The organism is Chromatium okenii (assembly GCF_016583745.1).
GTDB lineage: Bacteria > Pseudomonadota > Gammaproteobacteria > Chromatiales > Chromatiaceae > Chromatium > Chromatium okenii.
Genome location: NZ_NRRQ01000100.1, coordinates 1 through 2,424 on the forward strand (window position 1 = coordinate 1; position 2,424 = coordinate 2,424).

2 protein-coding genes are annotated in these 2,424 nt (G+C 46.2%); both read left to right on the forward strand.

Annotation, left to right across the window (positions count from 1 at the left end; translation table 11 throughout):
* Positions 1-1,713 (forward strand): helix-turn-helix domain-containing protein (locus CKO12_RS14325; protein ID WP_200155392.1); only part of this gene is annotated, 1,713 nt, incomplete at its 5' end.
* A 20-nt stretch (positions 1,714-1,733) separates the two neighbouring features.
* On the forward strand, positions 1,734-2,375 hold the full coding sequence (locus CKO12_RS14330) for a GNAT family N-acetyltransferase (RefSeq protein WP_242466366.1): 642 nt from the start codon (positions 1,734-1,736) through the stop codon (positions 2,373-2,375).
* The last annotated feature ends 49 nt before the right edge of the window (positions 2,376-2,424 follow it).

Here is a 2,424-nt window from a genome sequence, read left to right on the forward strand (position 1 = left end):
GAGTCGTTCCCGTCACAGCTGCTCACAGCACAAGAGCACTTCGATTTGCTGCACCCGCGCCCAGCGTATGGTGTTACTGCGTTCTGGGCACAGAAAAAACAGGAGAACGGTAAAGGTGGCTGGAAAACATTCCGTTCTGAATCACCGGATTTGCCGGAGTTTCTCGCTGCCCAACAAGGTGAAGAAGACCGTTATCTGACTGTCAATGAGTTCTATCGCTGGCGCGTGACCAGACAGTTGAAATCGTTGCGGGCGTGTTATATCGATATTGATGGCTGTGTCGATATTGACAAATCATTACAGCGGCTTATTGAAATGGAGCTGCCTCTGCCTTCCTTTATGACCTATAGCGGGCGCGGAATGCACCTGTATTGGTTACTCAAACCAGTACCAGCCAAAACCCTACCCACTTGGCAACTCGTACAAAACAAGTTGGTTGACGCACTCTTGCCGGTTGGAGCTGATCCCGTCGTCAAGGATTGCACACGCGTATTGCGGCTATGTGGAACGATCAATAGCAAAAATGGAGTTCAAGTCACTGGGAAAAAACTGACTGGGAAACGCTGGACATTGCATCAATTGGCTGATGCCGTTCTAGGTCCCAGACCAAAGTGGGAACCATCCAATAAACCCGAGCCAAAGCCAAAGTCAGCTCAAATGCACAATTCAAAACCAGCAAATGGTCGTAAAAAGTACGGCAGTATCTATCAGTGGTGGTACTTAGTTCATCAAGATTTAATGAAGATTGGGAACCATTATTTACCCAGTGGTATTCCAGAAGGTCATAGAGATAAATGGCTATTCTTAACCTTACTTTCATTATCTTGGTTTGTGCCACCTGAGCGTGTTAAAAGTGAAATACTTAAACTAGCAAACCGCTATACACCGGGACTACTGGATGAAGATGTTCCATCCAAGATGCTTCCAGTAATTGAACGCGCTGAAGCCTCAATGCGTGGTGAAAAGATTGTATTCAACGGTAAAATCGTTGACCCACGTTATCAATTCAAGCGTGAAACTCTATTTGAATGGATACAAGAGATCATCCCTGACGAGTTGCAGTCAGAGTTGCGGGCGATCATTCCTAACGAGCTGCGGACACAGCGTAGAAAGGAGCGGGACAAAGCACGTCCACCGCGTCCACATGACCGGATGAATGACAAAGATTATCTGGATCACTACACATTGGATGGTGTGCGAGTCAGCAACAGGGAGAAGCGGGACAGAGCACTACAGATGCGCGCTGAAGGAATGACCTTTGTTGCCATCGCTAAAGAGCTGGGAATGGCGGATACGACCGTGCGCCGTTGGATCGTTCTATCGACTAAAAACGATGCGCTCACCGACTTAAAACACAGCAATGACGCACCTTCAACGCGCTCGTTCAAAAGCGCGCCGCCTTTGATGCCTACCCCCGTAGGGTCCGAGGGTGAGACGTTAAAACCGGCGGGTGAGAGTGACGTGTTTCAAGAGGGATGTGCTGCTAGTTGTGTTGCGTGCGGGCTATGTTCTGTTGGTTTCAAGCGTCTTCAGGTCAATCTGGTCGAGAATCTTCTCAAGTCAACCGAGTTGAGTTCATGCGGGACGGGTGTCGTTCGGGTCGAGGTCTGCCCTTGTTACGGGATTACTCTCTCTAAATTCGTTGTGACAAGGCGTGAAACGCACCAACAGACCGGGGATGACCCAGTGAGTGGATTACTTGACACAACGTGATATAACACAGATTGCCATCAGTGACAAGACAGCAGTTGTCATCAGCGACAAGGCAGCACAGCGACAGCGACAGCGACACCAGCTACAAGACAGCGACAAGTTTTCATCAATTTGTTCTGTCTTTTCAATGGTTAATAACTCTGTTACCGTTGTCGCTGTTGTCGCCGGTTCCTTTTCAAGGTGAGCACAACATGGAAATAATCAGTGTCGGTGAACACAATCTCAACGTTTACCTAAATCTTGCCCAGAGCTATGAAGGTGAATTTTCAGGTATTACCAGAAAGAAGCCTAATGAATGTGGATTATTTCCTCTTGATACACAGATTAGCGATAATACAAAAGGGTATCTTCTTATTATTGATAACACTCCCGCTGGTCTCGCTGCGATATTAGCAAAGTCTAATAACAAGTATGAGGTTAGTGAATTTTATATCATTCCATACTTTCGTAAGCAGTTGTTTGGTAAACATTTTGCGCATCAACTCTGGCGCATGTTCCCCGGTCTTTGGGAAGTAAAACAAATTACTGGGGCTGACGATGCGTCGGTGTTTTGGCGTAAAGTAATCAGTGAATTTACTCTGGGGAATTTCTTGGAAGATAAATATGAAGATTCCTATTGGGGATTAGTTACAAGGCAGCAATTTTGCACTGTCAGTGAATAAAGAAGGCACTCTATTGTGTTATGAAATAAACCATTCTTAATAATTGAAT